This is a genomic window from Stenotrophomonas sp. FR024 (assembly GCF_047500745.2).
Taxonomy (GTDB): domain Bacteria; phylum Pseudomonadota; class Gammaproteobacteria; order Xanthomonadales; family Xanthomonadaceae; genus Stenotrophomonas; species Stenotrophomonas maltophilia_A.
In genome coordinates, this window is sequence record NZ_JAXAXM020000016.1 from 1 (window position 1) to 22,692 (window position 22,692).

The following is a 22,692-nucleotide window of genomic DNA, read 5'->3' on the forward strand; positions in this document are numbered from 1 at the left end:
TTGACAGCCTCGAGAGTCTGGAGGCTGGGCTGGTGGAATACATCCAGTACTACAACGAAGAACGCATCAAACTGAAACTGAAAGGTCTGAGCCCGGTAAAGTACCGGGAGCAGGCCCAGTCGGCCGCCTGACACCGTCCAAGTCTCGGGGGTCACTTCACCCTGATGGCATCGAATGCTTGAGCATAACGCTGTGCCATGCCCAAGGCAGCCACTCTGGCGCCATGCAGGTGAATACCCAAGGGATGCTTGACGAAAGCTTTGCCGACGATGCCGCGCATGTCCGTTGGAACGCGCATGCGAAACTGGTAGCGACCAGTGGAAGAGCGAGTGAGATAGCTTGGTAATCGCATCGGAGTTGTGCCCCGATTTGTGCCCCAAGCCGCCCTTCAAGATCTCAAAAAATGTTGTTTAAAAACAATCACTTACTAAGGCTTGGCGGAGAGAGTGGGATTCGAACCCACGGAAGGTTTAACCCTTCGCCGGTTTTCAAGACCGGTGCCTTAAACCGCTCGGCCATCTCTCCAATCGGGTCCCGGTCGCCCGGGCAGCGGCGTATTCTCGCACGTGAAGAGCATTTGCCCAAGACCACCTTGCCCCCGCCCTTCGCATCCGGCACGGTGGGGCCTTCACTGCAATCGGAGCCCCCATGGCCCACCTCGATCTGGCCAACCTGCGCACCACCCTGCTGGACGACACCCAGCTGGCCGCAGTGGCCCTGCACCGCACTTTCGCCGGGCACCTGCCGGTCAGCAGTGGGCATCTGGTGGTCTGCGATCCACTGGTCCAGGCCGAGGCGCCCGCGCTGGCCGACTACACCGCCCCGCTGGGCCGGCATCCGGTCGAAATCATCGTGCACAGCGGCCGCCCGGCGCTGGCCGTGGTCTGGTTCAAGCCCCGCGAAGCCCTCACTGCGTCTGCCCTGCACTGGCAGATGGCACGCTGGACCACGCAGGACCTGACCGGCCTGGATGAGGACAGTTTCATTGGCTATCCGGTCGACGCCGGCATCGGCTGCTTCATGGACACCGACACCCAGCAGGCACTGCTGGCCCTGATCGAACAGGCCGATGGCGACGAAGACAGCGAATGGTCGGATGCGCTGATCGACCATGACGGCTTGGATGAAGGCGCCGAGTACCGCCCCTGGGGCGAGGACTCTCCACACGGCCTGGTCGTATTCACCAGCGGCTGGGGCGACGGCGTCTATCCCAGCTACTGGGCGCTGGATACCTCCGGCATTCCGGTCGCCCTGGTCACCGACTTCCTGTGCATCCAGGGCGGTGACGGGCGCGACGAGCGCGAGATCGCCGACCAGGCCTATCGCGATAGCCTTCCACCCGAAGAAGCTGAAGCGCTGGCACGGCTGGTTGCCGCCGTGGACCGCGACGACCCGGATGCGCTGCGAGAGCTGTTGAAGGATGCGCCACAACGCGCCAACCAGATCGAACCCGGTTGCGGCGGCACCGCCCTGTTCGAGGCGATCCGCCTGGACCGCCCACAGGCACTGCAAGTGCTGCTGCAGGGCGGACCGTTGCCCGCAATGCCCGAGCGCCTGCACATGAGCAAGGTGACAAGCTATCTGGATTACGCGCGCTTCCTGAAGAAGCCACGCAGCGCGGAACTGATGGCGGTGCTGGAAGCGCCGGTCGTTGCCGAGCCCAGGCCGGCCGCACCGCCGCGGCGCAGCTTCTGGGATCGGCTGTTCGGCCGGAAGTGACCGGGGCCGGAAAGCAGCAACGCCGGGCATGGCCCGGCGCTACCGTTTCACAGATTGGCGGTGCGGTTGCGGCCAGGTGCCTCAGCCCGCATCCACCGCCAACGCGCCCAGCGCACTGGCCTTGATCCGCTCCTTGGCCTTTTCACAGGCGCCACCGCAATCCAGGCGCGAGGCCTCCAGCTGCGGCGGCAGGTGCTCGGCCAGGAAGTCGATGAACACGCGCACCGCCGGCAGCAAGCCGCGGCGCGAGGCGAACACGGCATGGCACACGCCCTGCGGCAGCGACCAGTCCGGCAGCACCACTTCCAGTTCGCCGTTGCGCACCGCATCGGCGCACACGGTTTCCGGCAGCATGGTGATGCCGAAACCGTCCTTCACCATGCTCTGCAGCAGCGGGAAGTCGAAACCGGCCACGCGCGGCTGCAGGTCGACCCGGCGCACTTCGCCTTCCGGGCCGTGCAGCTCCCAGCGCTGGCGGGCTTCGTCTTCGCTGATGCTGAGGGTGACGTGCTGGGTCAGCTCTTCAGGATCCTTCGGCCGGCCGGCGCGATCCAGGTACTTCGGGCTGGCCACCAGCAGTTCCTGCACCTGTCCGAAGCTGCGCATCACCAGGCTGCCATCGTCGTCCAGGCGCGAGCGCACGCGCAGGGCCACGTCGTAGCCTTCGTTGATGATGTCCACGCGGCGGTTGCTGATGTTCAACTGCAGGCGCACCTTCGGGTACTGCTCAAGGAACTTGGGCAGCAGCTTGGGCAGCTGCATCTGCGCCAGCGATACCGGCACGCTGGCGCGCACCACGCCGCGCGGTTCCGCGCTGAGGCGGTCCACCACTTCGCGTGCGGCCTGTGCCTCGGCCAGCATCGTCTGCGCGTGGCGGTGCACGCTGGTGCCGACATCGGTGACGGCGAAACGACGCGTGGAGCGCTGCAGCAGGCGAACGCCCAGGTCGGTTTCCAGCTGGCTGATGCGGCGGCTCAGGCGCGATTTGGGGATACCCAGCGCGCGCTCGGCGGCAGCAAATCCACCGTGGTCGACCACCATCGCAAAGTAGTACAGATCATTCAGGTCATGCATGCCCGAGTTCCATATCTAGAACAATACGTGGCATTCAATCACCTTTATCCCGCCTTTGCAACAACCTATCGTTCTCTCCGTCGGCGGCAAGCCCGCCACCTCTCCCGAACATAGGTACTGCCATGAAGCTTCTGCACATCGACGCCAGCGTGCTTGGCGACAACTCCGTCTCCCGCCACCTGACCGCCGCCGTGGTGGCCCAGTTCACTCAGCAGATCGACGGCCTGCAGGTTGATTATCGCGATCTTGACGCCAATCCGGTACCGCATCTGCGCAGCGGATCGCTTGCCAAGGCCGACGCTGCCGAAGCCGCCGATGCTGAACAGGTACTCGAGCAGTTCCTGGCGGCCGATATCGTGGTGATCGGCGCGCCGATGTACAACTTCAGCATTCCGTCCACCCTGAAGGCCTGGATCGACCGCGTGGCCGTGGCCGGGCGCACCTTCAAGTACACCGAGAACGGCCCGGTCGGCCTGGCCGGTGGCAAGCGGGTGATCATCGCCAGCAGCCGTGGCGGCATCTACACCGATTCGCCCGCGGACTTCCAGGAGCCGTTCCTGCGCCAGACGTTTGCCTTCTGGGGCATCAACGATGTCGAGTTCGTACGCGCCGAAGGCATCGCCTACTCGCCGCAGCACCGCGAAGACGCCATTGCCGGCGCACTGGCTGCGCTGCCGTCGCACGAAGCGGCCGAGGCCGCCGCGGCGTAATGCGTTCCAGCGTTCGGCGCCACTCTCTCCTCGTCTGGGCGCTGAACGCGGGCCGGGATCCCCTCCCCCATCCCGGCCCCCCCTGGCGGCCCCGCTTTGCGGGGCCGTTTTTTTGTGGCGTATGGACTGAGCGCTATGTCATCCACGCGTGGCGTGGCTCTACCGCGCGTGCGCGTGGATACGCTGCCATGCGCGACGCTCACCAGAACGTTAGGCTGGGGCGATGAATTACATCGTGACCACTGCACACCGCAGCGAATTTCCGCACCCGATCACCCTGCGCCGTGGCCAGGCGCTGGTGGTGGGCGAACGTTATGAAGGGCCTGAAGGCTGGGAAGACTGGTTCCTGTGCGAGGCAGAGGGCCAGCAGCCGGGATTCGTGCCCGCGCCGGTGATCGGCCGCGACGCGCAGGGTGGCGCATTTGCCACGGAAGACTACTGTGCGCGCGAACTGGATGTGGATCCCGGGCAGCTGCTGCGTGGCGAGCGCACGCTCAATGGCTGGGCGTGGTGCGTGCCGGAGACGGGCGAACCGGGCTGGGTGCCGTTGGAGAAGGTGCGGGTTGTGGAGTGATCACGGTGGCTCATCCACGCATGGCGTGGATGTAGCCCGCATTGTAGATCCACGCCATGCGTGGATACGGTGCCATGCAAGCATGGCACCCACCAGAGCCGCAGCAGTGCCATGCAAGCATGGCACCCACCAGAGCCGCAGCAGTGCCATGCAAGCATGGCACCCACCAGATCCAGAGCAGTGCCATGCAAGCATGGCACCCACCAGAGCCAGAGCAAGTGCCATGCAAGCATGGCACCCACCCCACCCCATCAGGCTATCAGCCGATGGTTTCCAGGCCACCCATGTACGGGCGCAGGGCCTCCGGCACGGTGATGCTGCCGTCGGCGTTCTGGTAGTTCTCCATCACCGCGATCATCGCGCGGCCCACCGCCACGCCCGAGCCGTTCAGCGTGTGCGCCAGCTCCGGCTTGCCGGTAGCCGGGTTGCGCCAGCGGGCCTGCATGCGGCGGGCCTGGAAGTCACCACAGTTCGAGCACGAGGAGATCTCGCGGTAGGTCTCCTGCGACGGCAGCCAGACTTCCAGGTCGTAGGTCTTCACCGCCGAGAAGCCCATGTCGCCGGTGCACAGCAGCACCTTGCGGTACGGCAGGCCCAGCTTTTCCAGCACCACTTCGGCGCAACGGGTCATGCGCTGGTGTTCGGCGTCGCTGTCCTCCGGGCGGCTGATCGAGACCAGCTCGACCTTCTCGAACTGATGCTGGCGGATCATGCCGCGCACGTCGCGGCCACCGCTGCCGGCCTCGGCACGGAAGCACATCGAGTGGGCGGTCATGCGCAGCGGCAGGCGCTCGGCGTCGACGATCTCGTCGCGCACGATGTTGGTCAGCGGCACTTCCGAGGTCGGGATCAGGTAGCGCGTGGAATCGCCCACGGCGGTCTTGAACAGGTCGTCCTCGAACTTCGGCAGCTGGCTGGTGCCGCGCAGCGAATCGGCGTTGACCAGCAGCGGCACGTTGGTTTCCTCGTAGCCGTGCTCACCGGTGTGCAGGTCGACCATGAACTGCGCCAGCGCACGGTGCAGGCGCGCAATCGGGCCGCGCAGCACGGTGAAGCGCGAACCGGACAGCTTGGCGGCGGTTTCGCCGTCCAGCCAACCGTTGCGGGCGCCCAGTTCGACGTGGTCGAGCACCTTGAAGTCGAACTGACGCGGGGTTCCCCAGCGCGCCTGTTCGACGTTGTCGTTCTCGTCGGCACCGGCCGGCACGTCATCGGCCGGCAGGTTCGGAATGCCCATCGAGATGGCGTCGATCCTCTCGCGCAGCTCGTCCAACGCCACTTCCGAGGCCTTCAGCTCGTCGGCGAAGGCAGCGACCTCGGCCATGATGGCCGAGACGTCCTCGCCCTTGGCCTTGGCCTGGCCGATGGCCTTGGAACGGCTGTTACGCAGGCTCTGCAGCTCCTGGGTCCGCACCTGGATGCGCTTGCGATCGGCCTCCAGGGACTCCAGGGCAGACACGTCGAGCTCGAAGCCGCGGCTGGTGCGCAGGCGTTCGGCGAGGTCGGCGGGCTGGTGGCGGAGCAGGGCTGGATCAAGCATGGCAGGTGTCGTGGTGGGTATCAGGAACGGGATTATCGCTTGTTATACGGATTTCTGCCGCCCGGTTCATTCCCGGCGTGGCAGAATCGGGCTATTCCGTACTGGTCCGGTCCATGTCTGCACCCCGCTCGTCGTCCGCCAAGTCGTTCACTGTGCATATCCCGCGCAACGCCCTGAAGATCGCCGGCATCGCCTTCGGCGTGGGCGTGCTGCTGTTCGTGCTGGTCTGGCTGACCGGCCGTGACAAGGAGTTCTTCCGCGCCGACCCGGCCGCACAGACCCCGCAGGAAACCGCCCAGGTCGAGCCCCTGCCGGAACCCTTGGCCGCTGCGGCCGGTTCCAGCGACATGCCTGACGCCAAGCCGGCACCCGTGGAGGAAGAAGCGCCGAAGCTGGTCGAAACCGCTCCGCCGCCACCCGCCCCGATCGCCGAGCCGGCCCCGGCCGCCCCGGGCGCAGCGCCGGCCGCGACCGGCAACAGCCAGCCGATGCCGATTGCCGGCCAGTCGCCGCCGCCGTCGTACCCCGCCGCCGCCCTGCGCGCCGGGGAAACCGGCACCGTGGTGGTACGCGTAGACGTGGACGCCACCGGCTATCCCAACAACGCCACAGTGATCCAGCGCAGTGGTTCACGCGACCTCGACCGTGCCGCCACCGACGCGGTGCGCCGCTGGCGTTTCACCCCGGCGCAGAGCAATGGCCAGGCCGTGCCCGGCAGCATTGAAGTACCGTTCGACTTCAAGACGCAGTAACTGAACGCTTCCCGGCAGGCAAACTGAACCCTGCCGGTGGCGTTGACGCAGCGCTGACACTTCCCGTCCATGGCTCGGGCAACACTTCCCACGTCGTCAGTTGACGGAAGGAGTTTGCGATGACTGCCACCACCCACGAAGACCTTCATTCGCCGCAGCTGCAGCAGGATTCCAGCGTGCAGCACAAGCCCACGTCGCCCTGGATGTGGATCGCGCTGATTGTGGCGATGTTTGCGGCCGCCCTGCTGTGGCTGCGCCATTCCAACCAGGAGGATGTGGCGCCGGCACCGGTCGGTGAGCGCATGTTGCCCGCCCCTGAGCAGGCTGCGGTGACCGATGCAGCAGCACCTGCAACGCGCCAGGCTGCCCCTGCCTCCAGCCAGCACAAGGCCGCACCGGCGATACGTAATCGCGAAGCACGCCCGCTGGCCAGCAACCGCATGCCCACCTACCCCGCTGCCGCACTGCGCAGTGGCGTGCAGGGCAGCGTGATCGCCAGCCTGAATGTCGATACCCGTGGCAATGTCGCCAACGCTGCGATTGTTTCGCGCAGCGGCGAGCGCAGCCGCGACCTGGACCGTGCGGTGCTGAACACCGTGCAGAACTGGAAGTTCCAGCCTGCGGTGCATGACGGCCGCGCAGTAGCAAGCGTGGTGCGGGTCCCGGTGGATTTCCGTACCGAGCAGCGTTGATCGCGGACGAGGGGTTCGTGATGTTTCGACGGAGGCTTCGGCCTCCGTCTTTTTATGCGGAAAGGCGTGCCGACCAAGGTCGGCACCTACCGGGTGAGGTGAGCGTGCCAACCAAGGTTGGCACCTACCGGGCGATATGAGCGTGCCGACCAAGGTCGGCACCTACCGGGTGATGTGAGCGAGCCGACCAAGGTCGGCACCTACCGGGTGATGTGAGCGTGCCAACCAAGGTTGGCACCCACCGGGTTACGTCATCTGCCGGGCGTGGCCGCTCAGGCCAGGTTGAACCCAGCGCTGCGCGCCAGGCCATCGAAGTCCGGGAAGGAGGTGGCGACGTTGGCGATATCGTTGATGCGCACTTCGCCGTCACTGATCTGGCCGGCGATGGCGAACGCCATGGCGATGCGATGGTCACCGTGGCTTTCGATGGTGCCACTGCCCAGGCGCACGCCGCCGTGCAGGGTGGCGCCGTCTTCGGTTTCATCCACCTGCATGCCCAGCGCGCGCAGGCCGGTGGCCATCGCGGCAAGGCGGTCGGATTCCTTCACCCGCAGCTCGGCCGCACCGCTCACCACGGTCTGGCCTTCGGCGGCCGCAGCGGCCACGAACAGCGCCGGGAACTCGTCGATCATGTCCGGCACCAGTGCTTCCGGAATGCGTGCGCCCTTCAACTGAGCGTAGCGCACCACCAGATCCGCCACCGGCTCACCGCCCTGCTCGGCCGGATTTTCTTCGGTGATGTCCGCCCCCATCAGGCGCAGCGCGTGCAGCAGGCCGGTGCGGCGCGGGTTCAGGCCGACCTGTTTCAGGCGCAGCTCGGAGCCGGGAATGATACTGGCCGCCACCAGATAGAACGCGGCCGAAGAGAAGTCCGCCGGCACCACGATGTCAGTCGCGCGCAGGCGCTGGCCACCACGCAGGCGTGCCTTGCCGGGCGAGAATTCGATGTCCACGCCGAACGCGGACAGCATGCGCTCGGTGTAGTCACGGGTCGGGTGCGGTTCGATCACCTGGGTTTCGCCCTGCGCGTACAGGCCGGCCAACAGCACCGCCGACTTGATCTGCGCGCTGGCCACCGGCGAGGCGAAGTCGATGCCGTGCAGCGTCTGGCCGCCATGCACGTGCAACGGCGGCGTGCCATCGCTTTCAGTGTCGATCTTCGCGCCCATCTGCGACAGCGGGCCGGTCACGCGGCGCATCGGGCGGCCGGACAGCGACTCATCGCCGATCAGCGTGCAGTCGAATGCCTGGCCCGCCAGCAGACCGGCCAACAGGCGCATGCCGGTGCCGGCATTGCCGCAGTCCAGCGGCGCATCCGGCGCCTTCAGGCCGTCGATGCCGACGCCGTGCACGATGCGCTGCGACGGGCTGGGGGTTTCGATGCGCACGCCCAGCTGACCGAAGATGCGCGCAGTGGCGCGGGTGTCCTCGCCTTCCAGGAAACCTTCGATATGCGAGGTGCCATCGGCCAGCGCGGCGAACATCACCGAGCGGTGCGAGACCGACTTGTCGCCGGGAATGGTCAGGCTGCCCTGCAGCGGCTGGCCCTTGCGGGCAATCCAGTGTTGCGCGTTGCTCATCGTTCGATCATTCCGTAAACGCCGGCAGCGCCGGCGATGCATCAGGGAGCGGCGGCCGTGGCCGCCGCGGCAGCACTCAGGGAACGGCCACCGGATAGGAGCCCAGCACCTTGATCTGCGCCGAGTGCGCTTCCAGTTCGGCCAGCGCGGCCTGCATCGGCGCATCGTCGATGTGGCCGGCCAGGTCGATGAAGAAGCCGTATTCCCACTTGCCGTGGTGCGACGGCCGCGACTCGATCCGGTTCATGCTGATGCCGTGGCGGGCGAACGGGCTGAGCACGTCGAACAGCGCACCAGGCTTGTCATGGATGAACACCAGCACCGAGGTGCGGTCATGGCCGGAGGTCGGGAAGATGTTGCGGCCCACCACTAGGAATCGCGTGGTGTTGTCGGCATCGTTCTGGATCGGCTTGGTGACCACCTTCTTCAGGCCGTACACATGGCCGGCACTCTCGCCACCGATGGCCGCTGCGTCGTCGGCGTTGCGCGCACGGCGCGCGCCTTCGGCGTTGCTCGACACCGGAATCTTCTCGGCCTTCGGCAGGTTGGCGCGCAGCCACGCCGAGGTCTGCATGAACGACTGCGGATGCGCGTAGATGCGCTCAATGTCCTCGATGCGGCCGCTGCGCGACATCAGGTACTGCTGCACGCGCAGTTCCACTTCGCCACAGATCTTCAGGTTGGAGGTCAGGAACATGTCCAAGGTGATCTGGATGGTGCCCTGCCCCGAATTTTCCACCGGCACCACGCCGAAATCGGCGTTACCCGCTTCCACTTCCTGGAACACTTCTTCGATGCTGGCCATCGGCAGGCCCAGCGCCGAGCGGCCGAAGTGCTTGAGCACGGCCTGCTGGCTGAAGGTGCCTTCCGGGCCGAGGTAGCCGATTTTCAGCGGCTCCTGCTGGGCCAGGCAGGCCGACATGATCTCGCGGTAGACGTGCACCAGCAGCTCATCGCTGAGCGGGCCTTCATTACGGTCCACCACCATGCGCAGCACCTGCGCTTCGCGCTCGGGACGGTAGTAGTCGACGGCGGCGGCGAGCTTGCCCTTGGCCTTGCCGACCTGGTGGGCGAAGCGGGCGCGCTCGGCGATCAGGCTCTGGATGTCGCGGTCGATCTGGTCGATCTTCGAGCGCACATCGGCCAGCGCCAGCGGCGCCAGGGTGGGTGCCGGGTTCGACGCGGCCTTGGCCTTGCCCTTCGCCTTGGTGGGCGCGCTGTCCTTGGCCGGTTCGGCCTTCTTTGGCGCCTTCTTGCTGGATTTGCTGCTTGCCATCGGAGTTCCTTGTTACGGGGCCCGCACCCGACGGTGCGCGCCGTTCATTGCTCAGCCGTGACGCTGCTGGAAATCGGCCATGAAGGCGACCAGCGCCTCGGCCCCGGCCAGCGGCATGGCGTTGTACAGCGAGGCGCGGATGCCACCCACCACCTTGTGGCCCTTCAGCGCCAGCAGGCCAGCGGCCTTGGCTTCGGCGACGAAGCGAGCATCAAGCTCGGCATTGGGGAGGAAGAACGGGATGTTCATCCGCGAACGGGCCGCGTGTGCGACCTCGTTGCGGTAGAAGCCGCCGGAGCCGTCGATGGCGCCGTACACCAGCGCTGCCTTGGCGGCATTGCGCTTGGCGAACTCGGCCACGCCGCCCTCGGCCAGCATCCACTTGAACACCAGGCCGGCCAGATACCAGTTCCAGGTCGGCGGGGTGTTGAGCATCGAATCGCGGGCGACATGCGAGCGGTAGTCGAAGATGTCCGCGCGCGGCTGGCCGCTGCGCTCGAGCAGATCGCGGCGAATGATCATCACCGCGATGCCGACCGGGCCCAGGTTCTTCTGCGCGCCGGCGTAGATCACGCCATAGCGGCGTACGTCCAGCGGTTCGCTGGCGATGGACGAACTGAAGTCGGCGATCAGCGGGACGCTGCCGGTGTCGGGCACATCACGGAACTCGACGCCGTGGATGGTTTCGTTGGCGGTGATGTGCACGTAGGCGGCATCGGGCGACAGCTGCCAGTCGGCGCGCGGCGGCAGCGTGCGGTAACCATCGGCCTCGCTGCTGGCGGCGATGTTGACGTCGACGTAGACACCGGCCTGCTTGACCGCCGTCTTGCCCCAGTGACCACTGACCACGTAATCGGCGCGCTGGCCGGGGGTGGCGAAGTTCAGCGGGATCAGCGCCTGCTGGGTGGTGGCACCACCGGACAGGAACAGCACCGCATAGTCTTCGGGGATATCGAGCAGTCGACGCAGGTCGGCCTCGGCCTCGGCGGCCACGGACATGAACTCCGCGCCGCGATGGCTCATTTCCACGATCGAGGCACCGGTACCGTGCCAGTCCAGCATTTCCGCCTGCGCCTGGCGCAGGACCGATTCCGGCAAGGTCGCAGGGCCGGCACTGAAGTTGAACGCGCGCGTCATGTCACACCTGTGGGGCAAGACCCCTAGTATGCCGCAGTGCACCAGCCTTGCGGCCTTGTGGCGCAAGGGAAATTTGGTTTCATTGGAATCCATTGGCCGCCAGCAAGGCGCCGGTAGTCGCCAACCTTGGTCGGCGTACGCCGTCAGGCGTCGTGCCCACCGAAGGAGCGTGCCGACCAAGGTCGGCACCTACCAGAGCGGATCCAGCGGACTCAGGCCAGGAGCAATGCCCCGGTAGTCGCCGACCTTGGTCGGCGTACGCCGTCAGGCGTCATCCCCGCCGAAGGAGCGTGCCGACCAAGGTCGGCACCTACCAGAGCGGATACGGCCGGTTCAGATCAGCGCGCGCCGAACCAGAGCAGCAGGCTGAGCAGTGCAGCCAGCAGCAGCGCACTCACCAGCAGCCACGGCCAGCGCCGGACCTTGCGCGGCGCGGCCGGCAGCACCGGCGCCTGCTCGGCGTCCTGGCTGGACTCGTCTTCATCCGGCAGCGGGCGCCGGCGCGGGTCATGCGGCACTTCCAGCACGAACCGGTGCTGGCCATCGAACACCACCTGGTCGCCGGCCTGCAGCCAGCAGTGGCGCACGGCCACGCCATTGACCCGTGTGCCATCGGCACTGCCCAGGTCACGCAACAGCACGCGCTCGCCATGCACTTCCACGCGGGCGTGCTGTTCGGCGAAGGCCGGCTCATTGATCTCGATGTCAGCGTCGCCACCGCGGCCGATCAGGCGGGACCGCGACAGCGTGAAGCTGCGGCCATGGTGCAGGCCACCGACACCGCGCAGCAGGCGCTGCTGCTCATTGGTGCCGTCACCGCTGTTCGGTGCGGGGGCCTGCAGCAGGCTCTCCACCTCGCCCTGCAGGACCATTTCCACGCCGTCCACATACACCGCATCGCCCGCACGCAGCAGCGCCATGCGCCGCACCGGGCGACCGTTCACATGAATGCCGCGGATACCGTTGCCGACCTGCAGCCAGAGGCCGCGATCATCCACGCAGAACTGCGCCAGCAGCAGGGCACCGTGGCCGGCGTCGCCGAGCCTCACACTGCCATTGGCCTGGCGCACGATGCGTTGCACCCCGGGCCGCAGCGGCTGGTCGGGCTGTTGTTGTTGGCTGAAGTGAACAAGCAGGTTCTGCACGCGGCGCAGCCTAGCAGGTTGGTCGCCAACGAAGAAGAACCCACGATGAGTGCTTGGCGCGAAGGCCCTCGATGCGCACAATGCTCGCCCTCATTGATCATCCCCGCTTTGCGCCAGGAGCCTGCATGTCCACCATCGATGTCCGCCACGCCCACGCCCTGCCCGATACGCAGGCGCGCGCCGCGATCGAACAGGTCGCCGCCAAGCTGTCCGAGCGCTTCGGCCTGAAGTCGTCCTGGACTGCCGACGTACTGAATTTCTCCGGCAGCGGCGTGGACGGTGCGATCGAACTGCAGCCGGGCGCCGTGCGCGTCACGGCCAAGCTGGGCTTCCTGCTGTCGGCGATGAAGGGCATGGTCGAAGGCGAGATCCAGCGCGTTCTGAAGGAAAAGCTGGGCTGAACCCCGGCGGCGGCCGTCACGGCCGTGCAACGCCATCGCGCGCTACTCTCGGGGCAGGCCCAACTCCCACGGGAAGTGCGATGAACCACTACGAGAACGACGACCGCCGCAACGACGACGCCTCTTTCGGTGACCAGGCCGAGCGCTTCTCGCGCAAGCTGAGTGACTCGGCGCAGCAGGTCTGGTTGGCCGGCCTGGGCGCTCTTGGCCGTGCACAGGCCGAAGGCAGCCGCTTCTTCGACGGCCTGGTGAAGGAAGGCGAAGCTTGGGAAGCCCGCCGCCGTGAACGCAACGGCGAACAGGGCCCGGGCTGGCGCGACAACGTTGAAACGTCGCTGGACGAGGCCCGCGAGAAGGCTTCCGGTACCTGGAACAAGGTCGAAAAGGCGTTCGACGACCAGGTGCAGGGCGTACTCAAGCGCCTGCACGTGCCCACCGCCGACGAGGTGACTGCGCTGGAGGCGCGCATCGACGCACTGCAGGCACGCCTGGCCAAGCTGGAGAATCGCGACGCCTCGGGCGCTGATGCACCTGCACCGGGCAGCCATCAGTCGCCAGGCAGCGTGCCCTGACCGACCATTGTTGCAATGCAATAAATTTTGATTGACAATCGCGAGCAACCCGCCAATCGCTTCGGCTGCCGTTTGTTCCCTCCCCTCACGGCTTCAGGATTGGCGGGTTTTTCGTGCCCGCCGTATACCGATCTGCGCGCGCCATCACGTTTCCTGTCAGGAACCTCCTGACCCAGCGATGCGGCACGACCTTTACACTGTCGTCCTCCGCATTCGCCCCTTCCGCGCACCTCCTGCATGCTCCCTTGGATCCTGGCCCTGCTGTCGGCCCTGCTTACCTGTTCCCTGGCCGTTGTCTATCTGTGGTGGATCAAGCGGCGGCAGAAGGAGATGCAACTCGGCCTGCAGGCCTTGGCTGGCATGCACTGGCGCGAATTCTCAGTGCTGGTCAAACGCATGCTGCGCGAACAGCGCGGCCTGCGTGAACTGAACGACCCGGCCGAGGAGTCCCGCGAGCCGAGCAGCGACTTCCTGCTCAGCGATGGTCCCAACCAGTGGCTGGTGTCCTGCAAGCACGGCCTGGCCTACCGCATCGGTACCGCCGCAGTGAACGAACTGGGCGCGGCCGCGCGCCTGGCCGGCGCCAAGGGCGGCGTGCTGCTGACCGAGGGCCGGATCGAACGCGACGGCCGCAGCGCCGCCGAGAAGCAGGCCGTCGAGGTGCTGGACGGCCCGCGCCTGTGGCCGTTGCTGCAGCCCTATCTGCCGGCAGAAATCGAAACCCGTGTGCGCGCCAGTGCCCGCCATGAAGCCCTGCGCCGCATTGCCATAGCCGCGCTCGCCGCGGTGACGCTGGGCCTGCTGGTGGGACTGAGCCTGCAAGGGCTGCATGTGCAGGACGCTCCGCCCGTTGCCGAGGAGACGGGCGCCCCCGCGCCGGTTGCGCCTGCGGTTGAAGCGGCGCCCGAACTGGCGCCGGCCCCCGCCACCACACCGCCGACCACGGCGCCTGCGCCGACGCCCTCAACCGATGCGCGCAGCAATCCCAACCCGGATGCCGCCACGCTCGAGCGTTTCCAGGCCGATCTGTCCCGTGCCTTGGCTGGCAAGCCCGGCATCGCCAGCGGTGTCTGGCTGACCCGGCAGACGCTGGCGATCAACCGCACCGGCGAGCTGGACGCGGTGTGGCCGCAGGTCTGCGAGGAAGTGCTGCACTACCCCGCCCTGCGTAACGTGCGCATCCAGCTCAACGCCCGCCCTGGCGTGGATGAGCCCGTACGCTGGCGGCAGTGCGCTACGTATTGATTGGGGTGTCTGTAGATCCACGCCATGCGTGGATGCCTCTGTAGCGTCGAGCCACGCTCGACTCATCGCGCATCGCGCCAACAGCAGCCGAGCATGGCTCGGCTCTACATGGCGCCTGCTCAGCCCAATGCTGCGAGATGAGCGATGTAACTGGAGCGCGATTCACCTGCCGCTCTGGCCTGCGCATCCAGCCTCGCCAGGATCCGGCGTGGCAGGCTGATGTTGACCCGCTCGATGGTGTCGTCCAGCAGGGCCGGATCAATGCAGATGTACGCAAGAATCCAACGGATGTCCTTGGATGCCTCGGCGGCGATTTTCTGCGGTGCCGAAGGTGTCGGAATCGAGCGTCCCTCATCCAGGGCCGCATCAATCCAGGCGAGCGCGGCCTCTTCCGCCGCAGTGAGCGCATCATCAAGCGTGTCGGCCGCCGAGAAGCACCCCGGCAGATCCGGAACGACCACACCCCACGCGGTGCGCTCATCACCTGCCTCGATCAAGACTGGATATCGCATGGGCCCTCCTACGTCAGTCCTGCGAGCTTCCGCAACGCCTGCACCAGCCCTTTGCCCAGATCCTTCCTTGGGTGAGGCACGGTGATGATGTGAGGGTGCTGCGGGTGCACGAATACATGATGGGATCCGCGAATCCGGCGACAGGTCCAACCTGCCGCCTCCAGATCCCGGATGAGATCCCTGCTCTTCATGCGGGGACGATACACATCGTACACACGCCCCGACAGAGTTCAAGGCGACAGCGTGTCCCGAGCGGGGTCGACCCTACCTTGCCCCAGGCGCGAAGCGCGCCACCAGGTCCCAGGCGTCGCCGAGGAACACCTGGCGCACACGGGTGATCGGCTGCTCACCGCGCCAGGTCAGGCGCTCGATCACCAGACAGGCGGTGCCCGGCTTCACCTCCAGCAGCTTGGCGGTGGCGGTATCCGCGCCCCAGGCACTGATGCGGTGCTGGGCACGGGTCCACGAGACGTTCTGCAGCAGCCAGCTGCCCGGCGCGGTGGTACTGAAATCGACCTCCAGCACCTCGGGCACGCCCACCGGGCTGATCAGGCGGTGCTCCAGCGCCAACGGACGGCCATCGGCCAGGTGCAGGCAGCGCATCGCCAGCAGCCTCTCCTGGCCGGCCAGCTCCACTTCACCGGCATTGCCAGCGTCGGCCAGGCGCAGCTCGCGCTGCAGCAGACGATAGGCGTACTGATGGCCGCGCGAGCCGACCTCCATCGCGATATCGGGAATCTCCAGCGCCACCTGCTCCAGGTGCGGGGGCTGCCGCGCCACGAACGAACCGGCGCGGCGGCGCCGCTCGATCATGCCGCTCTCGGCCAGCGCGGTCAGCACCTTGTTCACCGTCATCCGCGAGCAGCCGTACTGCTCCATCAGCTCGTGCTCGTACGGAATACGGAAGCCCGGCGCCCACTCTCCGCTGAGGATGCGGCTTTCCAGATCGCTGCGGATACGCTGGTTGAGCGTGGCGGACTTGCTGGCCTTCACGTGATGGGGTCTCGGCGGCGGGAGGCGATCAGCCCAGCACGCCACGCAGGGCGGCAGCGAAGGCGGTGGTGATCGCCTCGCGCTGCAGGTGGCGGCCGTCGGCCACGCACTGGCGGCCATGACGCCAGACCGATCGCAGCGCGCCATTACGTGCGGCGAACACCCAGCTGTCAAGCCATGCGTCATCCTGCCGCGCCTGTAGCGCGGGGTGTGCGGCATCCAGCTCGACCAGGTCGGCACTGGCGCCGACCTGCAGGCCGGCGGCCACACCCAGGGCCTGTGCACCGCCTTGCAGTGCGCCCTCGAACAGGAAGCGGCCGGTGCTGCGGGTGGCATCCGGAGCCAGCACATTGCGCCCGCGCAGGGTCAGGCGCTGACCGTATTCAAGCAGGCGCAGTTCTTCAGCCGCGTCGATCAGCACATTGGAATCGGAGCCGACACCGAAGCGACCGCCTTCGCGCGCGAACGCCTGCATCGGGAACAGGCCGTCGCCAAGGTTGGCTTCGGTGATCGGGCACAGGCCGGCCACCGCCTGGCTGGCCACGATGGCGGCGCGCTCATCGTCGGTGATGTGGGTGGCATGCACCAGGCACCAGCGCGCATCCACCGGCGCATGGTCGTACAGCCACTGCACCGGGCGCTGGCCGCTCCAGGCCAGGCAGGCCTCCACCTCGCGCACCTGTTCGGCGATGTGGATGTGCACCGGGCCGTCGGTAAGCGGCAGCAAAGCACTCAATTCCTCGCCGGTGACTGCACGCAGGCTGTGCGGGGCAATGCCGAGCACCGCATCGGGCAGCGCGGCCAAAGACGGCTTGGTGGCGTCCAGCAGCTGCGCGAAGCCGTCCACGTCGTGGATCAGGCGTCGCTGCGCGGGGTTCGGTGCCGCTCCGCCGAAATCGGCATGCGCATAGAACACCGGCAGCAGGGTCAGCCCGATGCCGGTCTGGTCGGCCGCCGCCGCAATCCGCGCGCTCATCTCGGCACGGTTGGCATACGGCCGGCCGTCAGCATCATGGTGCAGGTAATGGAATTCGCCGACGCGGGTGAAGCCGCTTTCCAGCATTTCCATGTAGGCCTGGGCGGCGATGGCCTGCACCGCGTCCGGGCGCAGATGGGCCAGGAAGCGATACATCAGCTCGCGCCAGCTCCAAAAGCTGTCACCGTCGCCGCCGCCGATCTCGGTCAGCCCGGCCATGCCGCGCTGGAAGGCATGGCTGTGGAGGTTGGGTAGGCCCGGCACCAGGATGCCGACGCAGGTGTCGCCGTGCTGGGCACCCTGCCCCATGTGGATCGCCGTGATGCGGCCGTCCTGCACCTGCAGGCGGACATCGCGGGCCCAGCCGTCGGCCAGAAGGGCGTGGGCGGCATGGAAACAGAGCGGGGAACGCGAATCGGACATAGCTGGACAACCCGAAATGGACGCCTATATTGTATAGACATATAAGCACAGCCGCGTTGTGGATGCCATGCACGTCGATACCCTCTGGTCCAACGTCCACCTGATGACCCTCGATGGCGAGGGGCTGGGTGTCATCCGCGATGGCGTACTGGCCTGCGCTGGCGGCCGCATCGTCCATGTCGGCCCGGCCGGCAGCGACGCCCACCTGCAGCCGACCACCCGCATCGATGGCGAAGGCCGCTGGATCTCGCCCGGCCTGATCGACTGCCACACCCACCTGGTCTACGCCGGCAACCGCGCCAACGAGTTCGAGCAGCGCCTGCAGGGCGTCAGCTATGCCGACATCGCCCGTGCCGGCGGCGGCATCGTCTCCACCGTGCGCGCCACCCGCGCCGCCACGCCGGAACAGCTGGCCCGCGAAAGCCGGCCGCGCCTGTTGGCGATGCGCGCCGAGGGCGTGACCACCCTCGAGATCAAATCCGGCTACGGCCTGACCCTGCCCGACGAGCGCAAACAGCTGCAGGTGGCGCGTGCGCTGGGCGAGGAATGCCGGGTCAACGTGGTGACCACCTTCCTCGGCGCACACGCGATTCCGCCGGGCCGCGAAGCACAGGAGTACACCGACGAGGTGTGCAACGTGATGATTCCGGCCATCGCCGCCGAAGGCCTGGCCGAAGCAGTGGACGTGTTCTGCGAGAACATCGCCTTCTCGCCGGCGCAGGCGCGGCAGGTCTTCGAAGCGGCGCGCGCCAACGGGCTGGCGGTGAAGATCCACGCCGAGCAGCTGAGCAACCAGCATGGCGCCGAACTGGCCGCCAGCTTCGGTGCACTCTCGGCCGACCATATCGAACACCTGGACGATGCCGGCATCGCCGCGATGGCCGCGGCCGGCACCGTGGCGGTGCTGCTGCCCGGTGCCTTCTATTTCACCCGCGATACCACCCTGCCGCCGATTGCGGCGCTGCGCGCGGCCGGCGTGCCACTGGCGCTGGCCACCGACAGCAACCCCGGCACCTCGCCACTGACCAGCCCGCTGCTGGCGATGAACATGGGCGCGACCCTGTTCCGCCTGACCGTGGACGAATGCATCGCCGGCTTCACCCGTGAGGCGGCGCGCGCTCTGGGCCGTGGCGATCGCGTCGGTCGCCTCGCCATCGGCATGGACTGCGACCTGGCGATCTGGGACATCGACGCCCCCGCCGACCTGGTCTATCGCATTGGATTCAACCCGCTGCACGCGCGCGTGGTGCGCGGACAGCCCGACCTGCCTGCCTCCTGGAGCAACACATGAGCAACACCCTGGTTCTTCGCCCCGGCCATGTCACTCTCGCCCAGTGGCGGCAGGCCTATCGCGGTGCGCCGCTTGCACTGGACCCGGCCGCGCTGCCGGTGGTGCGTGCCAGTGCCGCGACCGTGGCCGCCATCGTCGCCAAGGGCGCGCCGGTCTATGGCATCAACACCGGCTTCGGCAAGCTGGCCAGCGTGCGCATCGAGCGCGAGGACCTGGCTACCCTGCAGCGGAACATCGTGCTCTCGCACGCTGCCGGTGTTGGCGAGCCGATGCCTGCCAGCGTGGTGCGCCTGATGATGGCGCTGAAGCTGGTCAGCCTGGCGCAGGGTGCTTCGGGCGTGCGCGAGGAAACCCTGCTGCTGCTGGAAGCAATGCTGGTCAAGGGCGTGCTGCCGGTGGTGCCCGCACAGGGCTCGGTGGGTGCCTCGGGTGACCTGGCGCCGCTCTCGCACCTGGCCAGCGTGATGCTGGGCGTGGGTGAAGCCTTTATCGGTGACGAGCGCCTGCCGGCAGCCGATGCATTGGCACGTGCCGGCCTGCAGCCGATCGAGCTGGGCGCGAAGGAAGGCCTCGCGCTGCTCAACGGCACCCAGTTCTCCACCGCCTATGCGCTGGCCGGCCTGTTCGAGATCGAGACCGTGTTCCAGGCCGCGTTGATCACCGGCGCGCTGTCGGTGGAAGCGGCCAAGGGCTCGGATACCCCGTTTGACCCGCGCATCCATGCCATCCGCGGCCAGCGCGGGCAGATCGCCACGGCCGCCACCCTGCGCACGTTGATGCAGGGCTCGGACATCCGCGAATCGCATCGTGACAACGACGTGCGCGTGCAGGACCCGTATTGCCTGCGCTGCCAGCCGCAGGTGATGGGCGCAGCGCTGGACATCCTGCGCCAGGCCGCGACCACGCTGGAAATCGAAGCCAACGGCGTGTCCGACAATCCGCTGGTGTTCACCGATACCGGCGAGGCACTGTCAGGCGGCAACTTCCACGCCGAACCGGTGGCCTTCGCCGCCGACATGCTGGCGATGGCGGTGTGCGAGATCGGTTCGATCAGCGAGCGCCGCCTGGCGATGCTGGTGGACCCGGCGCTGTCCGGCCTGCCGGCGTTCCTGACCCCGCGCCCGGGCCTGAATTCCGGCTTCATGATCCCGCAGGTGACAGCGGCCGCGCTGGTTTCGGAAAACAAGCAGCGCGCCTACCCGGCCAGTGTTGATTCGATCCCGACCTCGGCCAATCAGGAAGACCATGTGTCGATGGCCGCACACGGTGCGCGCCGCCTGATGCAGATGGCCGAGAACGCCGCCAATGTGATCGGCATCGAGCTGCTGGCCGCTGCGCAGGGCTGCGACTTCCACGCCCCGCTGCGCTCCAGCACCGCGCTGGAAGCCGTGCGCGCCACCCTGCGTGCGCACGTGCCGACGCTGGAAGAAGACCGCTACTTCCATCCGGACATGGTGACCGCCACCCACCTGGTGCGCAGCGGTGCGCTGGCGCAGGGCCTTGCCGATCTGTTGCCAACCGTGGAACCACAGGCATGAAGACCCATCCCGAATGGCTGACGGTGCACGAAGGCGATGCCCCGTTGATCGTCAGCTTCCCGCATACCGGCAGCGAGCTGCCGCATGACCTGATCGGCGACTACCACTCACCATGGCTGGCCCGTCGCGACGCCGACTGGTGGGTGCACGAACTGTACGATTTCGTGCGCGGCATGGGCGCGACCACGGTGCGCTCGGCGATCTCGCGCTCGGTGATCGACCTCAACCGCGATCCCAGCGGCGTGTCGCTGTACCCGGGCCAGAACACCACCGGCCTGTGCCCGCTGACCACCTTCGACAACCAGCCGCTGTACCACGCCGGCCGCGAACCGGATGACGCGGAAATCGCCCGTCGCCGCGACACGTATTTCCTTCCCTACCACGATGCGCTGGCCGCACAGATCACGCGCCTGCGTGCGAAGTTCGGCACTGTCGTGGTGTATGACGCGCATTCGATCCGCTCGCATATCCCACACCTGTTCGACGGCGAACTGCCGCAGTTCAACCTGGGCACCGCCGGTCCCTCCGGTGCGCCGGACACGTCCTGCGACAACGCCTTGAGCGATGTGGTGGAGAACCTGCTGAAGATCAGTGGCATGAGCCAGGTGCGCAACGGCCGCTTCAAGGGCGGTTGGATCACCCGTCACTACAGCAACGTCGCCGGCGGCGTGCACAGCCTGCAGATGGAACTGGCCTGCCGCGGCTACATGCACGAACCCCTGCCGGACCAGGTGGACGAACACAGCTGGCCCACCCCACTCGACCCCGACCACGCCGCACCGCTGCGCCACACCCTGGCGCAGGTGCTCAACGCCTGCCTTGAATTCGCAACGAACCGGAGCGCCGCATGACCCGCAACGACCCGTCCCGCACCATTGCCGCGCCGACCGGCACCACGCTGAACGCCAAGAGCTGGCTGACCGAAGCGCCGCTGCGCATGCTGATGAACAACCTGCACCCGGACGTGGCCGAACGGCCGCAGGAACTGGTGGTGTACGGCGGCATCGGCCGTGCCGCGCGCGACTGGGAGAGCTTCGATGCCATCGTCGAAACGCTCAAGCGCCTGGACGACGACCAGACCCTGCTGGTGCAGTCGGGCAAGCCGGTGGGCGTGTTCCGCACCCATGCCGATGCGCCGCGCGTGCTGATCGCCAATTCCAACCTGGTGCCGCGCTGGGCCAACTGGGACCACTTCAACGAGCTGGATAAGAAGGGCCTGGCCATGTATGGCCAGATGACCGCCGGCAGCTGGATCTACATCGGTGCGCAGGGCATCGTGCAGGGCACCTACGAGACCTTCGTGGAGATGGGACGCCAGCACTTCGGTGGCGACCTGACCGGGAAGTGGCTGTTCACCGGCGGCCTCGGCGGCATGGGCGGCGCGCAGCCGCTGGCCGCCGTGATGGCCGGCGCCTCGTGCCTGGCCGTCGAGTGCCGGAAGAGCAGCATCGACATGCGCCTGCGCACCGGCTACCTGGATACCTGGACCGACAATCTGGACGAAGCGCTGCGCCTGATCGACGAATCGTGCAAGGCCGGTACGCCGAAGTCGGTGGGCCTGCTCGGCAACGTTGCCGATGTGCTGGCCGAACTGCTCAAGCGCGGCGTGAAGCCGGACCTGCTGACCGATCAGACCTCCGCGCACGATCCGGTGAACGGCTACCTGCCGCAGGGCTGGACCGTCGAGCAGTGGGACGAGAAGCGTGTGAGTGCACCGAAGGAAGTGGAGAAGGCCGCGCGCGCGTCGATGGCCAACCACATCCGCGCCATGCTCGGCTTCCACGCACTGGGCGTGCCAACCGTGGACTACGGCAACAACCTGCGGCAGATGGCGCTGGAGGAAGGCGTGGCCAATGCCTTCGACTTCCCCGGTTTCGTGCCGGCCTACATCCGCCCGCTGTTCTGCCGTGGCATCGGCCCGTTCCGTTGGGCCGCACTGAGTGGCGACCCGGAAGACATTGCCAAGACCGACGCCAAGGTGAAGGAACTGATTCCGGACAACCCGCACCTGCACCGCTGGCTGGACATGGCCGCCGAGAAGATCAAGTTCCAGGGCCTGCCGGCGCGCATCTGCTGGGTGGGTCTGGGTGACCGCGATCGCCTCGGCCTGGCGTTCAACGAAATGGTCGCCAACGGTGAACTGAAGGCACCGGTGGTGATTGGTCGTGACCACCTGGACAGCGGCAGCGTGGCCTCGCCAAACCGCGAAACCGAAGCGATGGCCGACGGCTCCGATGCGGTGTCCGACTGGCCGCTGCTGAACGCCCTGCTCAACACCGCCAGCGGCGCGACCTGGGTGTCGCTGCACCACGGCGGTGGCGTCGGCATGGGCTTCTCGCAGCACGCCGGCATGGTGATCGTCTGCGATGGCACCGAGGCCGCAGCCAAGCGGATTGGTCGGGTGCTGTGGAACGACCCGGCCACCGGCGTGATGCGCCATGCCGATGCAGGCTATGAAATCGCGATCGACTGCGCGAAGGAAAAGGGGCTGGATCTGCCGGGCATCCTTGGCTGATCGCAGGGGTGCCGGCCAGCGGCCGGC

24 protein-coding genes and 1 tRNA gene are annotated in these 22,692 nt (G+C 67.1%); 13 read left to right on the forward strand and 12 right to left on the reverse strand.

What is annotated here, in order from left to right; genetic code table 11:
- Window positions 1–131: IS3 family transposase (locus tag ACMZ91_RS16485; RefSeq protein ID WP_329811218.1), on the forward strand; the 131-nt coding region annotated here is incomplete at its 5' end.
- Between the two features lie 20 nt (window positions 132–151).
- Here ACMZ91_RS16485 and ACMZ91_RS16490 read toward each other — a convergent pair.
- Together ACMZ91_RS16490 and ACMZ91_RS16495 are read right to left on the reverse strand one after the other, a co-directional pair.
- Complete coding sequence (locus ACMZ91_RS16490; RefSeq protein WP_414578653.1) at window positions 152–352, reverse strand: DUF6538 domain-containing protein; 201 nt, start codon at window positions 350–352, stop codon at window positions 152–154.
- Window positions 353–435: 83 nt separating this feature from the next.
- Window positions 436–525 (reverse strand) — tRNA-Ser (locus ACMZ91_RS16495).
- Window positions 526–648: 123 nt separating this feature from the next.
- Between ACMZ91_RS16495 and ACMZ91_RS16500 the strand changes: the two genes are divergently transcribed.
- A complete protein-coding gene (locus ACMZ91_RS16500) occupies window positions 649–1,719 on the forward strand; it encodes a DUF4241 domain-containing protein (protein WP_414578320.1) in 1,071 nt (356 codons plus the stop codon).
- Between the two features lie 81 nt (window positions 1,720–1,800).
- On the opposite strand, the gene ACMZ91_RS16505 is transcribed toward ACMZ91_RS16500, so the two are convergent.
- The gene (locus tag ACMZ91_RS16505; RefSeq protein WP_005410175.1) at window positions 1,801–2,793 is read right to left on the reverse strand and encodes a LysR family transcriptional regulator; all 993 of its coding nucleotides are present in this window, start codon (window positions 2,791–2,793) and stop codon (window positions 1,801–1,803) included.
- 122 nt (window positions 2,794–2,915) lie between these two features.
- On the opposite strand from ACMZ91_RS16505, the gene ACMZ91_RS16510 reads away from it, so the two are divergent.
- Together ACMZ91_RS16510 and ACMZ91_RS16515 are read left to right on the forward strand one after the other, a co-directional pair.
- Entirely contained in the window at window positions 2,916–3,503 is a 588-nt protein-coding gene (locus ACMZ91_RS16510) for an FMN-dependent NADH-azoreductase (RefSeq protein WP_032129793.1), read from the forward strand.
- A gap of 223 nt (window positions 3,504–3,726) precedes the next feature.
- Window positions 3,727–4,077, forward strand: coding sequence for an SH3 domain-containing protein (locus ACMZ91_RS16515; protein ID WP_049460795.1), 351 nt, complete (start codon window positions 3,727–3,729; stop codon window positions 4,075–4,077).
- A gap of 259 nt (window positions 4,078–4,336) precedes the next feature.
- Here the strand turns inward: ACMZ91_RS16515 and serS are convergent, their stop codons facing one another.
- Complete coding sequence (gene serS, locus ACMZ91_RS16520; RefSeq protein WP_049422117.1) at window positions 4,337–5,617, reverse strand: serine--tRNA ligase; 1,281 nt, start codon at window positions 5,615–5,617, stop codon at window positions 4,337–4,339.
- A 113-nt stretch (window positions 5,618–5,730) separates the two neighbouring features.
- On the opposite strand from serS, the gene ACMZ91_RS16525 reads away from it, so the two are divergent.
- Together ACMZ91_RS16525 and ACMZ91_RS16530 are read left to right on the forward strand one after the other, a co-directional pair.
- Complete coding sequence (locus ACMZ91_RS16525; protein ID WP_121503608.1) at window positions 5,731–6,369, forward strand: energy transducer TonB; 639 nt, start codon at window positions 5,731–5,733, stop codon at window positions 6,367–6,369.
- Between the two features lie 119 nt (window positions 6,370–6,488).
- Complete coding sequence (locus tag ACMZ91_RS16530) at window positions 6,489–7,061, forward strand: energy transducer TonB (protein ID WP_182266355.1); 573 nt, start codon at window positions 6,489–6,491, stop codon at window positions 7,059–7,061.
- A gap of 272 nt (window positions 7,062–7,333) precedes the next feature.
- Here ACMZ91_RS16530 and aroA read toward each other — a convergent pair whose 3' ends face one another.
- From aroA to ACMZ91_RS16550, 4 genes are all read right to left on the reverse strand, one after another.
- On the reverse strand, window positions 7,334–8,641 hold the full coding sequence (aroA, locus tag ACMZ91_RS16535) for a 3-phosphoshikimate 1-carboxyvinyltransferase (RefSeq protein WP_414578316.1): 1,308 nt from the start codon (window positions 8,639–8,641) through the stop codon (window positions 7,334–7,336).
- A 76-nt stretch (window positions 8,642–8,717) separates the two neighbouring features.
- Complete coding sequence (gene pheA / locus ACMZ91_RS16540; protein WP_014037689.1) at window positions 8,718–9,917, reverse strand: prephenate dehydratase; 1,200 nt, start codon at window positions 9,915–9,917, stop codon at window positions 8,718–8,720.
- Window positions 9,918–9,968: 51 nt separating this feature from the next.
- A complete protein-coding gene (gene serC, locus ACMZ91_RS16545; protein WP_277778201.1) occupies window positions 9,969–11,054 on the reverse strand; it encodes a 3-phosphoserine/phosphohydroxythreonine transaminase in 1,086 nt (361 codons plus the stop codon).
- A gap of 338 nt (window positions 11,055–11,392) precedes the next feature.
- Window positions 11,393–12,199, reverse strand: coding sequence for an FHA domain-containing protein (locus tag ACMZ91_RS16550; protein ID WP_032127717.1), 807 nt, complete (start codon window positions 12,197–12,199; stop codon window positions 11,393–11,395).
- Window positions 12,200–12,324: 125 nt separating this feature from the next.
- Here ACMZ91_RS16550 and ACMZ91_RS16555 point away from each other — a divergent pair, with 125 nt between their 5' ends.
- The 3 genes from ACMZ91_RS16555 to ACMZ91_RS16565 all read left to right on the forward strand — a co-directional run bounded on the left by ACMZ91_RS16555 (window position 12,325) and on the right by ACMZ91_RS16565 (window position 14,417).
- Window positions 12,325–12,600, forward strand: a complete 276-nt coding sequence (locus tag ACMZ91_RS16555) for a polyhydroxyalkanoic acid system family protein (protein WP_277778202.1) — start codon at window positions 12,325–12,327, stop codon at window positions 12,598–12,600.
- Window positions 12,601–12,680: 80 nt separating this feature from the next.
- Window positions 12,681–13,172, forward strand: a complete 492-nt coding sequence (locus ACMZ91_RS16560) for a phasin family protein (RefSeq protein ID WP_049399651.1) — start codon at window positions 12,681–12,683, stop codon at window positions 13,170–13,172.
- 237 nt (window positions 13,173–13,409) lie between these two features.
- Complete coding sequence (locus ACMZ91_RS16565; protein WP_164161289.1) at window positions 13,410–14,417, forward strand: restriction endonuclease; 1,008 nt, start codon at window positions 13,410–13,412, stop codon at window positions 14,415–14,417.
- Window positions 14,418–14,536: 119 nt separating this feature from the next.
- Here the strand turns inward: ACMZ91_RS16565 and ACMZ91_RS16570 are convergent, their stop codons facing one another.
- The 4 genes from ACMZ91_RS16570 to ACMZ91_RS16585 all read right to left on the reverse strand — a co-directional run bounded on the left by ACMZ91_RS16570 (window position 14,537) and on the right by ACMZ91_RS16585 (window position 17,321).
- Window positions 14,537–14,914, reverse strand: a complete 378-nt coding sequence (locus ACMZ91_RS16570; protein ID WP_239509172.1) for a type II toxin-antitoxin system HicB family antitoxin — start codon at window positions 14,912–14,914, stop codon at window positions 14,537–14,539.
- A gap of 23 nt (window positions 14,915–14,937) precedes the next feature.
- Window positions 14,938–15,120 (reverse strand): type II toxin-antitoxin system HicA family toxin, encoded by a 183-nt coding sequence (locus ACMZ91_RS16575; protein ID WP_107433137.1) that lies wholly within the window; start codon window positions 15,118–15,120, stop codon window positions 14,938–14,940.
- A gap of 73 nt (window positions 15,121–15,193) precedes the next feature.
- Window positions 15,194–15,922 carry a histidine utilization transcriptional repressor HutC gene (gene hutC, locus ACMZ91_RS16580; protein WP_134951391.1) on the reverse strand — a complete coding sequence of 243 codons (729 nt, stop codon included), beginning with the start codon at window positions 15,920–15,922 and terminating at the stop codon, window positions 15,194–15,196.
- 28 nt (window positions 15,923–15,950) lie between these two features.
- Entirely contained in the window at window positions 15,951–17,321 is a 1,371-nt protein-coding gene (locus tag ACMZ91_RS16585) for a formimidoylglutamate deiminase (protein ID WP_414578312.1), read from the reverse strand.
- Window positions 17,322–17,388: 67 nt separating this feature from the next.
- Between ACMZ91_RS16585 and hutI the strand changes: the two genes are divergently transcribed.
- From hutI to hutU, 4 genes are read left to right on the forward strand one after another with little or no spacing between them, the layout of a single operon-like run.
- Window positions 17,389–18,612, forward strand: a complete 1,224-nt coding sequence (gene hutI / locus ACMZ91_RS16590) for an imidazolonepropionase (protein ID WP_414578310.1) — start codon at window positions 17,389–17,391, stop codon at window positions 18,610–18,612.
- Entirely contained in the window at window positions 18,609–20,150 is a 1,542-nt protein-coding gene (gene hutH / locus ACMZ91_RS16595) for a histidine ammonia-lyase (RefSeq protein WP_414578308.1), read from the forward strand. The genes hutI and hutH overlap by 4 nt, the downstream gene beginning before the upstream one ends.
- Window positions 20,147–21,001, forward strand: a complete 855-nt coding sequence (gene hutG, locus ACMZ91_RS16600) for an N-formylglutamate deformylase (protein WP_075677475.1) — start codon at window positions 20,147–20,149, stop codon at window positions 20,999–21,001. Before hutH ends, hutG begins: the two co-directional genes overlap by 4 nt.
- The gene (gene hutU, locus ACMZ91_RS16605; protein ID WP_111150194.1) at window positions 20,998–22,665 is read left to right on the forward strand and encodes a urocanate hydratase; all 1,668 of its coding nucleotides are present in this window, start codon (window positions 20,998–21,000) and stop codon (window positions 22,663–22,665) included. The genes hutG and hutU overlap by 4 nt, the downstream gene beginning before the upstream one ends.
- Window positions 22,666–22,692: the final 27 nt, after the last annotated feature.

Excerpts from the sequence above, each read along its gene's own strand:
- ACMZ91_RS16510 (WP_032129793.1), top strand. The coding sequence starts at position 2,916 with ATGAAGCTTCTGCACATCGACGCCAGCGTGCTTGGCGACAACTCCGTC.
- hutU (WP_111150194.1), top strand. The coding sequence starts at position 20,998 with ATGACCCGCAACGACCCGTCCCGCACCATTGCCGCGCCGACCGGCACC.
- ACMZ91_RS16530 (WP_182266355.1), top strand. The coding sequence starts at position 6,489 with ATGACTGCCACCACCCACGAAGACCTTCATTCGCCGCAGCTGCAGCAG.
- ACMZ91_RS16585 (WP_414578312.1), bottom strand. The coding sequence starts at position 17,321 with ATGTCCGATTCGCGTTCCCCGCTCTGTTTCCATGCCGCCCACGCCCTT.
- ACMZ91_RS16505 (WP_005410175.1), bottom strand. The coding sequence starts at position 2,793 with ATGCATGACCTGAATGATCTGTACTACTTTGCGATGGTGGTCGACCAC.
- hutH (WP_414578308.1), top strand. The coding sequence starts at position 18,609 with ATGAGCAACACCCTGGTTCTTCGCCCCGGCCATGTCACTCTCGCCCAG.
- aroA (WP_414578316.1), bottom strand. The coding sequence starts at position 8,641 with ATGAGCAACGCGCAACACTGGATTGCCCGCAAGGGCCAGCCGCTGCAG.
- pheA (WP_014037689.1), bottom strand. The coding sequence starts at position 9,917 with ATGGCAAGCAGCAAATCCAGCAAGAAGGCGCCAAAGAAGGCCGAACCG.
- serS (WP_049422117.1), bottom strand. The coding sequence starts at position 5,617 with ATGCTTGATCCAGCCCTGCTCCGCCACCAGCCCGCCGACCTCGCCGAA.
- hutI (WP_414578310.1), top strand. The coding sequence starts at position 17,389 with ATGCACGTCGATACCCTCTGGTCCAACGTCCACCTGATGACCCTCGAT.
- ACMZ91_RS16555 (WP_277778202.1), top strand. The coding sequence starts at position 12,325 with ATGTCCACCATCGATGTCCGCCACGCCCACGCCCTGCCCGATACGCAG.
- ACMZ91_RS16565 (WP_164161289.1), top strand. The coding sequence starts at position 13,410 with ATGCTCCCTTGGATCCTGGCCCTGCTGTCGGCCCTGCTTACCTGTTCC.
- serC (WP_277778201.1), bottom strand. The coding sequence starts at position 11,054 with ATGACGCGCGCGTTCAACTTCAGTGCCGGCCCTGCGACCTTGCCGGAA.
- ACMZ91_RS16525 (WP_121503608.1), top strand. The coding sequence starts at position 5,731 with ATGTCTGCACCCCGCTCGTCGTCCGCCAAGTCGTTCACTGTGCATATC.
- ACMZ91_RS16515 (WP_049460795.1), top strand. The coding sequence starts at position 3,727 with ATGAATTACATCGTGACCACTGCACACCGCAGCGAATTTCCGCACCCG.
- ACMZ91_RS16560 (WP_049399651.1), top strand. The coding sequence starts at position 12,681 with ATGAACCACTACGAGAACGACGACCGCCGCAACGACGACGCCTCTTTC.
- ACMZ91_RS16500 (WP_414578320.1), top strand. The coding sequence starts at position 649 with ATGGCCCACCTCGATCTGGCCAACCTGCGCACCACCCTGCTGGACGAC.
- ACMZ91_RS16490 (WP_414578653.1), bottom strand. The coding sequence starts at position 352 with ATGCGATTACCAAGCTATCTCACTCGCTCTTCCACTGGTCGCTACCAG.
- ACMZ91_RS16575 (WP_107433137.1), bottom strand. The coding sequence starts at position 15,120 with ATGAAGAGCAGGGATCTCATCCGGGATCTGGAGGCGGCAGGTTGGACC.
- hutG (WP_075677475.1), top strand. The coding sequence starts at position 20,147 with ATGAAGACCCATCCCGAATGGCTGACGGTGCACGAAGGCGATGCCCCG.